An 11,424-nucleotide genomic window follows, 5' to 3' on the forward strand; every position below is an offset into this window, starting at 1 on the left:
ACGGCGGGTGCAACTGAACAATACATGAATTTGTAAAAATACGTCGTCTTATTAAAAAGATGCGTTATTCAGTGACCACCCGCCGTCACGGATTCGGGGGGAATTCTCCGCTGTCATGGATGGAGGGACCAGCTTAAACCAGGACAAAGGTATCTGAATCCTATTTCAGGGATTATTTTTATAACGCACGAAAAAATGCACCATTTCCAAGCTTTGAAGGAGTCAAAGTATGAAAAAAGGAATTTTTTTCAAGATTGCCGTAAGCGTTATCGTACTTGTCATCCTGCTCATTGCGGGAGGTTTCATTGCGATTCAATCAATCAATACCGATCAAATCAAGGAGGTGCTGGCAACCCAGGTGCAAAAGAATACGGGGCGTACATTAACAATCAACGGGGCTGTGGAGCTGAAAATTGGTTTGGTTCCCAAGGTGGTGGTGAACGATGTCACTCTCTCCAACCCTGCCGGATCGACGCGACCGGAGATGGTTACCATCAAACGTTTTGAAATGGAAGTTGCCATAGCCCCTTTGCTGCGTAAACAGGTTATGGTCAATAAACTGATATTAACCTCCCCGAATGTCCTGATCGAAACAGAGCCCAACGGTCCAGGAAACCTTGATTTTTCCCCCCCAGAGGATAAAGAAGCCAGCAAGCCAGTACCGGCTGATGTTGAGAAGCAAGCAGAGGAGACCAGCCCCAGCACTTTTAGCCTGGCCTTTAACGAGTTGAAAATCGAGCAGGGGATCCTGACCCTTTATGACCGTTCAAGCAAAAAAACGGAAACAGTCGGTATCGATCTTTTACGCATCAGTCCCAGTGCAGAAAACCCCGCTTTATTGGACCTGAATCTGGTAACCCAGGTACGAGGGCAAAAAATAGATCTGAGCGGTACAGTCGGCAGTCTTGATTCGCTTCTGCAACAAAAGTCCTGGCCTCTGGCCCTGAAAGCCGCAGTAGCAGGGATGCAGCTGCAGGCAGAGGGGGCTGTTGAAAACCTCCAGGCATTGCAGGGGGTCAATATCAAGCTTGGGGTTACAACCAACGAGCTGAGCAATGTTTTACCACTGCTGGGAGAGCAGGCGCCCAAACTTTCCAGCCCCATAGGCCCACTCAATCTCTCTGCACAACTCCTGGGCAGTGAGAAGAACTTTCGTGTAGAAAACATCAACCTGAATCTCGGGAAAAAAGAGTTGGCGACTGTTCACGCCACTGGAACGCTTGCTGATCTTTTAGGTAAGCCCACCCCCAATCTCAAGCTCTCTGTAGCCGTCCCGGATCCCGCAAGCCTCGCTTCACTGACAGGTTCAGCCATACCAGTACAGGGACCAGTCGCTTTGCAGGCGCAGGTGAAAGGGAGCGGTACGAGCTGGAATATCTCTTCCATGCAACTCACTACCCAAAAGAGTGATCTGGGCGGCAACATGGCCCTAAAGCTTGGTAAGCGTCCCTTTATAAGCGGCTCTCTGGAGAGTAAGACCATAGCCGTTGCAGACTTTACAGCATCAGGATCAAACGAGACGAAGACAGAGAACCAGGTAAGCGCAAAATCCGCTACAAAGGATGGCCGACTTTTCTCTGATCAGCCGCTGCCTTTGGCCTCCCTGCAAAGCGTTGATGCCAAGGTGCAGATCAAGGTGGCTAAACTCCTTTTGGAGAAGCAGACGCTCAGTAACAGTCAGCTTACACTCTCTCTGAAAAATGGGTTGCTCACTGTTAATCCCTTTTCCACCGGGGTTGCCGGTGGCACGCTTAACGGGTCAGTTACCTTGGATAGTGGGCGTTCCACCCCAAATTTGGCGATCACCCTCAAGGGAAACAACCTGAACCTCGAGGCTTTGCAGGCTAAAGACGCTATCAGAGGGGGAAGAACAGAGCTGAACATTACACTGAAAGGCTCGGGCAAATCGGTGCGCGCTCTTATGGGATCCCTGACTGGTGAGAGTGTTATCAGTGTAGGTGAGGCCAAACTTGCCAATAAATCGATGGAATGGCTTGCTGGTGATTTTATCTTCCAGGTTTTAGGGAGCATCAATCCCTTTGCTGCCTCTGAAAAATATACCCAGATGAGTTGTGCTGTGGTGCGTTTTGTCCTCAACGATGGTGTTGCCACAGCTGATAAAGGGATCGCCATGCGCACAGACAAGGTGGATGTCATTGGTTCAGGAACCATTAACCTCAAAAATGAACAATTGAACCTGGGAATCAAGCCCCGTGCTCGTGGTGGGGTAGGCGTTTCTCTCTCAAGCCCGTTGGCCGGTCTTGTCAAAGTTAAAGGGACCTTGGCCAATCCTTCCATGGGGCTTGATGCAGCGGGCACTATGAAAACAGCGGTTTCTTTAGGTGCGGGAGTGGCTACCGGAGGCATTTCCACCCTGGGGGAACTGTTGGTGGATAAGGTTGTGGCCGATGGCGATCCCTGTAGCACCGCCTTGGGCAGGACCTCCAAGGCGAGCAAAACATCCAGTTCGTCAGGTCAAGACCAGAAGGCTCCGTCATCAAAGAAGAAGTCTCTTGAAAAGCAACTGCTGCAAAATGTCTTTGGAAACTAAGTTCGGTTTTCCAGAGAGAGTTGCAAGGCAAGCCATGTCTGCTCTCACTTCTGAAACCGCCCCAAGGCAGAACGCGTTTCTCGTACTCTGCCTTGGGCTGCTTGTCCTGCTGACACTCGTCTTCCACGTCTGTCCTGACGCCGGCCAGGCCAGCCAGGAACAAAACAATGACTCATTGCTGGTTCGTCGACTTAAAGCGCAGGCATACAGAGCGTATTATGGGGTAGGGGAACCTGTTAATTTTGAGCGAGCGCTTTCTTTCTATGAGCGTGCTGCCCATAAGGGCGATCCTGAAGCCATGTATATATACGGAGGCATGTTGTATCAGGGGCAAGGAACAGAAGAGAATAAGCGGGGTGGCTTTAAATGGCTTATGCAGGCGGCAGAGGCAGGAAAAACGACACCCGAGTCATTGGCTGTTATCGGATCCATGTACCTGCGTGGCCAGACTGTACCCCAAAATTTTTTGGAAGCTAAAAGATGGCTCAAGAAAGGAGCCCAACAGGGCAATATGACCGCGCAGACAGATCTGGCATATATGTTTTATAACGGTCTGGGGGGAGAACGCGATTATGAAAAGGCGCTTGCGTTGTACGAGAAGGCAGCCTTCCAGGGGGATATCCTGGCCCAGGCCAATACCGGCCTCATGTACGCAACAGGAACGGGAACCGACATTGATCGGGCTAAGGGGTATGCCTGGTATTCGCTAGCAGCCAGTCGTGGGAATACCATGGCCGCTATTAACCGAAACGAGCTGATGACGGAAATGAGCTGGGAAGAACTCAATGGTGCTCAGGCTATTTCCCTTGATCTTTATCGCCGTGTGGAAAACATCAAGGAGCCACGCCTGTTGGGACCAGAACAAAGGTAAACGGAAAATAACCTGTTCGGATGGGCAAAAATCCTGTAGTTAAATTTCAATAGGTTAATTTGATACGATATTCAAACAAGGAGATACGCATGAATCAGATTCAAGAAATGGATTGGGCTGAAGAAGCCTGGCATGGTCATACAGGTATGGATAGTACCAACGATTACTGCGTTGTCGATGAGGAGGAGAAAAACGAAGAGCAGCAAGAGTCTGACGACGAGAAATAAGGGTGTCTTGAATGATTATGACAGGGAAGGAAACTGATCACGGCTGCTAGGTTATTAGACTTGGCGAGGGGGGAGCGTACTTATTGGGGGCCCCATAAGCTATCTGCTGCCGTTGAAGCAGGCAGCAGATAGGAAGGCTTTTTTAATTTAATTTCCGGCCATCATAGCGGTAATATCCTCTTCGACAGTACCGATTGGCTTGATATCGAAGTTTTCCACGAGAACATTCAACACTGTCGGGGAAATAAAGGCCGGCAGGGTCGGTCCAAGACGGATACCTTTGACGCCGAGGTGCAGCAGGGCCAGCAATACTGCGACCGCTTTCTGTTCATACCAGCCGATATCAAATGAGATCGGGAGCTCGTTGATGTCTTCAAGCTCGAACACTTCCTTGAGCTTGAGCGCAATCACGGCAAGCGAGTAGCTGTCATTACATTGCCCTGCATCAAGTACTCGGGGAATACCGCCGATGTCACCGAGATTCAGCTTGTTGTAGCGATATTTGGCACAGCCCGCGGTCAAAATCACCGCATCCTGGGGAAGCTTTTGGGCAACTTCCGTGAAGTAGTTACGACCTTTCTGCCTGCCGTCACAACCTGCCATGACGACAAAGCGTTTGATGGCTCCAGACTTAACCGCGTCCACAACCTTGTCTGCCAGGGCAAGTACCTGATCGTGAGCAAAACCACCGACGATGGTGCCCTTTTCAATCTCTACCGGTGGTTTACATCCTTTTGCCTGCTCAATGATGGCCGAGAAATCTTTCGGGTTACCGTTCACTCTCTCTGGAATATGAGTCACACCTGGGTACCCTGCCATGGCAGTGGTATACATTCGTTCTTTGTAGGTGTTGGATTTTTTAATAGGTATAATGCAGTTGGTGGTCATCAGGATAGGACCGTTAAACGATTCAAAATCCTCGTTTTGGTGCCACCATGAGCTGCCATAATTCCCTTTCAAGTTCTCATATTTTTTGAAGGCCGGATAGTAATGCGCTGGAAGCATCTCGCCATGGGTGTATACATCTACACCAGTACCCTGGGTTTGGATGAGCAGCTCTTCCATATCTTTAAGATCATGACCGCTGATCAGGATTCCAGGTTTTTCTCCAACACCAAGTTCCACCTGCGTAATTTCAGGGTTGCCGTAAGCCGTGGTGTTAGCGCTATCCAAGGCAGCCATAGTCGTTACCGCGCACTCACCCGCCTTTAGAACCAATGCGACCATTTCATCCACGGAAAGCTCTTCCGTAGTAGAGGCCAGCCCCTCGATAACAAAGTCATAGATTTCTTCTTTTTCAACACCAAGAACCGCTGCATGTTCGGCGTACGCCCCAATACCTTTCAGGCCGAGGATGAGCAGCTCTCGCAATGAGCGGACATCTTCGTTTTCTGTTGCAAGAACGCCCACTGTTGCTGCTTTTTCTTGAAAGAGCGAGCGATCGCTGGAAAACCAAAGTGCTGAGTGATGGAGCTGCTCAGAGGCGCTCTGCTGTTTTCCGCCCCCCAGGAATTGCATCAGTTTTGTCCAGATCGAGGTTTTTTCCTCGGATGGATTCATAGCATCAAACTGATCCTTGAGTCTGGCCTTGATAACTTGGGATCTTTTTATCCAGGATTCGAGGCTTGCGTTGTCAAAGTTCGCATTTGTTATGGTTGTAAACAATCCCTGAGCAAGAAACAGACCGACAGACATATCAACCTCTACACCTGCTTTTTTCAGGTTTTTTGCCAGAACCGCAATGCCTTTCATGTCATAAATGAGCAGGTCCTGCAGCTTTGCAGTTGACTCCTCCTTTCCGCACATCCCTTTTATCGTACACCCGGTACCTTTTGCCGCCTCCTGACATTGAAAACAGAACATACTCATATTGATCACCTCGATTTTTGTTGATGCTGAGCTGATTTTATCCAGCCTTGCTTATTGGTTAACTGATTAATTTTCCAGCAAAGAGCAGGGGAAAAACCGCATATTCCTGCCTTCACGTTTCCTTGCATCATACACACTCTGGCGAGGAGATCTTTGACCTAGATCAATTTTCTAAAAAAAGCAGATTCTTTAGCACCACGTCAATAAGCCACAGAAAGAAAATAACGGTTTTTGACGTAGATCAATTTCAAATCTGAAAAACGGGGTACATTGAAATCATTCCTTCAGAGGAACAAAATCAACCCTAGAAGCAACAGGAGTACCCCATGACGGAATATATTCAGGCAACAGATACCCTGCATTCGATCGCTGATCGGTATCCGGAAACAGTTGCAGTCTTTATGAGTAACGGATTCCCGCAAATGGAAGATGCAACCCAGCGTGAACAGTTTGGAAAAATGATCACGCTGGATGCAGCGCTAGCAATGAAAAATTTGAATCGAGAAACATTTATATCGCTGTTACATGAAGTTATTAGTGCTGAGCGCAACAGTGCAGACCTAACCCTGGCAAGACCGGAAGCAATAAATGAAGACGGGTTGAATGTGGTTGGCCTGCTTCCTTGCCCGATTCGGATACCTCTGCTTGAGCAATATAACAGCTTTGCTGAAGAAACCGGTCTTCGCGGTGTAAACACCGAACTTAAAGCTGCAAGTGTCGGTACCCAGTGGGTAGCGGATAACCTGGCTGGAATCACATCCTCCGAAGAATTGCCGGATCTTTTTATGTCGGCAGGGTTTGATCTCTTTTTCGACCTGGAAAAAATTGGCCGTTTTCGGGAGCAGGGAGTGTTTGCTGACCTGGTGCAATACACCGACGAAAACCCCTTGTTCGCAGGCCGTGACCTACGGGATCCTTCAGGGAACTACTCAGTTATCTCCGTTGTTCCCGCAATCTTCCTTATCAACACAGCAGAGTTGAAAGGCCGAGAGATCCCACGTTCATGGGTTGATCTGCTGGAGCCGGAATGGGAACGTTCGGTTTCATTGCCTGTTGGGGATTTCGACTTATTCAACGCAATTCTTCTCAATATACATGATCGTTACGGAGACAAAGGCGTTGAAAAATTGGGTCGTTCGATGCTTCTTTCGATGCACCCAGCTCAGATGATCAAAAGTAACAGGATGAAGCAGAAACGGCCTTCGGTCACCATTATGCCCTATTTTTTTACAAAGACGGCGAAAGAGGGCGGGACGATGCAGCCGATTTGGCCAGAAGATGGAGCAATTATAAGCCCGATCTTTATGCTCGCGAAAAAGAAGCGTGGTGCAGAATTGCAGCCAATTGTTGATTTCTTCGCCTCGAAAGCGGTTGGAGAAACTCTATCGCACCAGGGCCTTTTTCCATCGTTGCATCCAGAGGTGGATAACAAGCTGCCCGCAGATGCTCCGATGATGTGGCTTGGCTGGGACAAAATTTTAAAAAACGATCTATCTGATGAAATAGCACGTTGTGAGGAGTTGTTTAACCGTTCTGTACAGGGAGGGGAAATATGAACCTTGTGACTGTATCCGGCCCGCCCTCATCTGGAAAAACAGCGATTATCCTAAAAACGGCAGCGACATTGATGCAGAAAGGGGTGAAGGTTGGCGTCGTCAAGTTTGACTGCCTTTCTACCGACGATGACCTCCTGTATGAAAAAGCGGGCATTCCCGTTCGTAAAGGTATCTCCGGTGCATTGTGTCCTGATCACTACTTCGTTTCCAACATAGAAGAGGTTGCTCAATGGGGAGTGAAGGAAGGGTTCGACTTACTGATCAGTGAATCAGCAGGACTGTGTAATCGCTGTTCGCCCTACATCAAGGAAATCGGGGCGATCTGTGTCATTGATAACCTCAGTGGTATCAACACCCCGAAAAAAATCGGTCCGATGTTGAAAAGCGCGGATATTGTTGTGATCACCAAAGGGGATATCGTCTCACAGGCGGAGCGAGAAGTATTCGCAAGCCGAGTCAACTCCGTAAACCCCAAGGCTACCATCATGCATGTCAATGGTTTAACTGGGCAAGGTGCCTATGAACTCGGCACCCTTATGTATCAAGAAGAAGTCCAAGTGGATACCGTTAAAGGAAGAGAACTACGTTTTCCCATGCCTTCAGCACTCTGTTCTTATTGCCTTGGTGAGACTCGTATCGGAGACGAATATCAGATGGGCAATGTGCGTAAAATCAACCTTGAACGATGATCGATAAAGGATAACGCAGTGAAGCAAATACAAGAAGAACTCGATAAATTGGGTATTGGGCAGCTGTTTGGTCGCTATCCTTTCTTAAATGGCTATCTGAGCACACAAGGCCTCGAATTGAACGGTGAAGAAACGGATACACTTCCCACTTTTCTGAAAAAACTCGATCCTGACGAGATTGAGGATAAGGCGCTTGATGCAGAGTCAATTATCACTGGCACCGCAACCTATATCAGCCAGATGCTTGAGTTTTTAGGTGATGGGAAAGAACGTTCGGTTACTGAAATAACACTTTATCCTGGAACCAATAAAGATGGCGAACCAGAAAATTTTGACAAACTGACATTCCAGCGGGGCGAGATAGTTTGCATTGTTGGTCCTACAGGATCTGGAAAAAGCCGACTATTGGGCGATATTGAATGGATGGCTCAGAAGGACACTCCTACCAGACGGAGATTGCTGGTCAACGGTGATGTACCTGATCCGAAATGGCGCTTCAGTTCGTCCGATAAGCTGGTTGCTCAGCTTTCCCAAAACATGAATTTTGTCATGGACCTGACTGTTGAGGAATTTATACGGCTTCATGCAGATAGCCGTATGGTGAACAATGCGGAAGAAGTGGTGCAGAACATCATCCGTGAGGCAAATGCTCTTGCAGGGGAACAATTCGCTCCAAATACAGCAATCACCTCACTCTCCGGCGGGCAGTCACGGGCGCTCATGATCGCAGACACTGCCATTCTCAGCCGTTCCCTCATCGTACTGATCGATGAGATAGAAAATGCGGGAATTGACCGAAAAAAAGCCCTGAAACTCCTGTTAAATGAGGACAAGATCGTTTTGATGGCAACCCACGACCCCATGCTCGCTCTTATGGGGGACCGTCGCATCGTCATCAAAAACGGGGGTATTCACCGAGTGATCGAAACAAATGACCGGGAACGAGCAATTCTCTCAAATATAGAAGCTCTGGACTTCAAGGTGCAGTCAATGCGCCATATGTTGCGCCAGGGTGAATCACTGGAACATTTTGAATTTTAATGGAGATTGGTTATGCATGACGGATGTAGTGGAAGTTTTGAAAATGGACAGCAGGTGGTAGATAAAGTACGGATGATGGGATTTGCGGAGCAGCCTACGCCGGTTCCACTTTCGATAACCTGTGGTCAGTGTGGGAAACCTTTTGAAATGGAAACCTTTGAAACCGTGTGTCCCGAATGCGGTTGCGTCCATGCGGTAACTCCCTGTCACGCCTTCGATCCGGCCAACGTATCATCTGCTGGGATTGGTTACTAAAAAAGAGATCAGTGTTTATTTGGTTACTGGAAAAATCGGGGTGTGGCGGAATAAGCACATCATACACAGGAGGTATTACCCCCCTTTAGAGGGAAGCCGGAACCCCGAAAATTTCCGTCTACCATCACTTTCAGGGCAAGCTGGGATTAGTTGAATATTGCCCCGTTAGTCCAAATTGGAAGGAACCAATAAAAAAAAGGGAGGGCAATCATCGCTGCCCTCCCTTCTGACTCTTTGCTTCTTACTTAGTTCTCAATAGATCCCGTTTCCAATCGTTTTTTATAGATACTCTTGAGTTTGTAGAGATCTTGTTGTACCTCAAAAACACCATGCCAATGGGCATAATCCGGCCCACCCATGGCAGCCCCTTGACGCATACGACGACCTTGATGATGCCAGAGATGGTAGTAGATGATCTGGAATTCATCATCCCAGGGATTTGCTTTCAACAGGTTTTTATCGGCCAGTTCTTTACGCATGGCTTCGGCTGGCTGGTAGTACCCTTCGTTGTAGAGCCCGATATGCTGGTCTGCCTGTTCAAAGAAGTTCTCCGTATGGAGCTTGCTGTGACAGTTGCTGCAGACCTGTTTCATTTTTTTCCGGCCCTCCACGCCGTCTCCGGTAAGAGGACTGAGAGGATCAGGTGAGTTACGGACCTTAGACTCTTTTGCCCATAGGTTCCAATGCAGTCGCTCAGAAATGTTATGGGTTGTGGTCAGTTCGCCGATGCCACTCATATGACAAACAGCACAGGTCGGGGCGCGATAATCGCCTGGTTCCCAGGCATCCGGCGCACTGTCATAGTTCCATTCGTCTCCTTCAGATTCATAAAGGTGACCGTGTTTCGAGTTGGTGTAAATTTCAATATCGGGATGATCCGGTCCTAAATGGCAAGAAGCGCAGGCTGCTGGTTTTCTCGCCTCGGCAATGTTAAAGCGGTGGCGGGTGTGGCAGACTACGCAGTTGCCCACAGTACCGTCCGGCCAGATGGTTCCGACACCCGCTGCTGGCCAGCTTCCCTTGGTCGGGCGCTTGTCAGTGCCCATACTGATTTTGGAGCCATGACATTGCATGCAACCGGTCATTTCCGCAGCACGCTTATATTTTTCCATGCCTTGCCCCTCATGCTTTTCGATCAAGGCAGTCATGCTTTTGAAATTTCGCCCTTCAGGTACGTTGTATTGTAAGCTGCCACGAAAGTGGCCGCTCTTGCTAAACTCCTCAACTTCCTTGGCGTGACAACGGCCACAGGTGGCGGGGGTAACCATGCTGGTCACGTAGGTATCCGTCCCTTTAACGCCAGGACAATTTTGCGCCGCCATGGGGGAGCCCTTGTCAACGCTATGGCAATCGAGACAGGAAACTCCGACATGGCCATGTCGACTATCTGCCCAGTCGGCGACGATACCCGGTTGTTTATCGGCATGACATTCCACGCATTTTTGCGCTTCCGGGGTCAAGCCACGTTCAACCTTAAGGGTCTTGACGGGGCTGTCCAGGGCGAATGCGGGTGCAACCGTCCCGACAGCTAACAGCACCGCGAGTAGTACACGCATATTATCCTCCTATAACTGCTGTGTTTGAATATAATTTTTGATGTCTTTGTGCCCGACATGTTTATGACAATGGACGCAGGATGTAACGATCCCCATCTTGAAATCTCGATGGGCAAGATACGCCTTGGGGATCTCATAGCGAATGGCATCGAGATCATGGCATTGCTTGCAGCCCGAAGAATAAGTGAATTTTTCACGGTGCTGCAGGTTCCCCACCCAATCAAATGATTTTGCCCAAAACAATTCGCCCAATACATCCTTGGCGCCGCTGTACCCCTTAGCGATGACATATTGAGCAACGTTATCGTGCGGCAGGTGGCAATCGACGCAGTGAGCTTTGACTCCGAATTTATTCATCCCTCCATGAATATCTTCTTCATAAGCCTGCGCAACTGCCTTCATGGAGTGACAAGAAGAACAAAATTCTATTCCCGAAGTTCGTTCAATCATTTCGGCACCTCCCAATGCCAGAACGACACCGATCAGGATACCGCCTATAAGGAAAAGCATCATTTTCTTCATTTGTGTCCTTAAACTTTAAGAAGACATAGCTCTTGGCTAGAGCTGATATTATTTATCCTTATTAGTGATGCATTCCGCAGGACACGCAGCCATTGCCTCATTGATACAATCTTCATCTCCTCCTTCAGGCATTATGACATACGCCTTATTCTCGTCATCGTTAAAGGCAAAAATCTCTGGACACAATTCAACACACGTCTCACAACCGATACATTCATCCTTCTCAATCTCAACCTGTTTCATAATCATCCCTCCTCCACGAAGAATTAGGTTAAAAAAAGCCGGTT

11 protein-coding genes are annotated in these 11,424 nt (G+C 48.6%); 7 read left to right on the top strand and 4 right to left on the bottom strand.

Features of this window, described 5'->3' with window-relative positions; all coding sequences use genetic code 11:
- The first annotated feature begins 229 nt into the window (after positions 1 to 229).
- The 3 genes from JWJ90_RS06130 to JWJ90_RS06140 all read left to right on the top strand — a co-directional run bounded on the left by JWJ90_RS06130 (position 230) and on the right by JWJ90_RS06140 (position 3,649).
- A complete protein-coding gene (locus JWJ90_RS06130) occupies positions 230 to 2,551 on the top strand; it encodes an AsmA family protein (RefSeq protein ID WP_205226319.1) in 2,322 nt (773 codons plus the stop codon).
- A 34-nt stretch (positions 2,552 to 2,585) separates the two neighbouring features.
- On the top strand, positions 2,586 to 3,422 hold the full coding sequence (locus tag JWJ90_RS06135) for a tetratricopeptide repeat protein (RefSeq protein ID WP_205226320.1): 837 nt from the start codon (positions 2,586 to 2,588) through the stop codon (positions 3,420 to 3,422).
- An 89-nt stretch (positions 3,423 to 3,511) separates the two neighbouring features.
- A complete protein-coding gene (locus JWJ90_RS06140; RefSeq protein ID WP_205226321.1) occupies positions 3,512 to 3,649 on the top strand; it encodes a hypothetical protein in 138 nt (45 codons plus the stop codon).
- 147 nt (positions 3,650 to 3,796) lie between these two features.
- Here JWJ90_RS06140 and hcp read toward each other — a convergent pair whose 3' ends face one another.
- Positions 3,797 to 5,518: a hydroxylamine reductase gene (hcp, locus tag JWJ90_RS06145; RefSeq protein ID WP_275889071.1), complete on the bottom strand. Its 1,722-nt coding sequence runs from the start codon at positions 5,516 to 5,518 to the stop codon at positions 3,797 to 3,799.
- A 326-nt stretch (positions 5,519 to 5,844) separates the two neighbouring features.
- On the opposite strand from hcp, the gene JWJ90_RS06150 reads away from it, so the two are divergent.
- The 4 genes from JWJ90_RS06150 to JWJ90_RS06165 are packed head-to-tail and all read left to right on the top strand — an operon-like array spanning position 5,845 to position 9,059.
- Positions 5,845 to 7,074, top strand: a complete 1,230-nt coding sequence (locus tag JWJ90_RS06150; protein ID WP_205226322.1) for an ABC transporter substrate-binding protein — start codon at positions 5,845 to 5,847, stop codon at positions 7,072 to 7,074.
- The gene (locus JWJ90_RS06155) at positions 7,071 to 7,763 is read left to right on the top strand and encodes a GTP-binding protein (RefSeq protein ID WP_205226323.1); all 693 of its coding nucleotides are present in this window, start codon (positions 7,071 to 7,073) and stop codon (positions 7,761 to 7,763) included. Before JWJ90_RS06150 ends, JWJ90_RS06155 begins: the two co-directional genes overlap by 4 nt.
- Positions 7,764 to 7,790: 27 nt before the next feature.
- Positions 7,791 to 8,804: an ATP-binding cassette domain-containing protein gene (locus JWJ90_RS06160; RefSeq protein WP_420828897.1), complete on the top strand. Its 1,014-nt coding sequence runs from the start codon at positions 7,791 to 7,793 to the stop codon at positions 8,802 to 8,804.
- Positions 8,805 to 8,816: 12 nt separating this feature from the next.
- Positions 8,817 to 9,059, top strand: a complete 243-nt coding sequence (locus JWJ90_RS06165; protein ID WP_205226324.1) for a hypothetical protein — start codon at positions 8,817 to 8,819, stop codon at positions 9,057 to 9,059.
- Between the two features lie 245 nt (positions 9,060 to 9,304).
- Here the strand turns inward: JWJ90_RS06165 and JWJ90_RS06170 are convergent, their stop codons facing one another.
- From JWJ90_RS06170 to JWJ90_RS06180, 3 genes are read right to left on the bottom strand one after another with little or no spacing between them, the layout of a single operon-like run.
- Positions 9,305 to 10,615, bottom strand: a complete 1,311-nt coding sequence (locus JWJ90_RS06170) for a multiheme c-type cytochrome (protein ID WP_205226325.1) — start codon at positions 10,613 to 10,615, stop codon at positions 9,305 to 9,307.
- A 9-nt stretch (positions 10,616 to 10,624) separates the two neighbouring features.
- Complete coding sequence (locus JWJ90_RS06175) at positions 10,625 to 11,137, bottom strand: cytochrome c3 family protein (RefSeq protein WP_205226326.1); 513 nt, start codon at positions 11,135 to 11,137, stop codon at positions 10,625 to 10,627.
- 48 nt (positions 11,138 to 11,185) lie between these two features.
- Positions 11,186 to 11,380 carry a ferredoxin gene (locus tag JWJ90_RS06180; RefSeq protein WP_205226327.1) on the bottom strand — a complete coding sequence of 65 codons (195 nt, stop codon included), beginning with the start codon at positions 11,378 to 11,380 and terminating at the stop codon, positions 11,186 to 11,188.
- Positions 11,381 to 11,424: the final 44 nt, after the last annotated feature.

Source organism: Desulfobulbus rhabdoformis (assembly GCF_016919065.1).
Classification (GTDB): Bacteria; Desulfobacterota; Desulfobulbia; order Desulfobulbales; family Desulfobulbaceae; genus Desulfobulbus; species Desulfobulbus rhabdoformis.